General features: G+C 55.3%; 1 protein-coding gene. It reads right to left on the bottom strand.

The window, feature by feature from the left end:
- Positions 1-35: 35 nt before the first annotated feature.
- Positions 36-407, bottom strand: a 372-nt coding sequence (locus AF337_RS39075) for a DUF805 domain-containing protein (protein WP_049736359.1), incomplete at its 5' end; no start/stop codon positions are given.

A 407-nucleotide genomic window follows, 5' to 3' on the forward strand; every position in this document is an offset into this window, starting at 1 on the left:
GCCACCAGCCGGGCGGCTTCGCGGATGGCCATCCTCTAGGCAAAGACCTCCGCTCGCGCTTCGGGGCGCAACGGATCCGGCCCGAACCTGTTCGGACCTCCAGTGCCCCTAAAGACGGAAATTATAGTAATCGCGAGGCCTGTAATGCCACCGATATAGGGAACCATGCCCAAAACGATCAGGGCGAGATACCACCAGCCGGAAATGTTGCGATCATGGAAGCGGCGAACCTGAAGGGATAGTAACGGCAAGAAGATTGCCAACACAAACAATCCGCCGACCACCATGATTGCGACGACCAGTGACGAAACTCCACCCTGTTGGTCAGAAGAGGCGCCTGCCGCTAAGGCCAAAATTAAAAACGCGAACCCTATCAAGTAAGTGAAAAGCGCAAACCACCAATATTC

This window comes from Rhizobium ecuadorense (assembly GCF_001187535.1).
Taxonomy (GTDB): domain Bacteria; phylum Pseudomonadota; class Alphaproteobacteria; order Rhizobiales; family Rhizobiaceae; genus Rhizobium; species Rhizobium ecuadorense.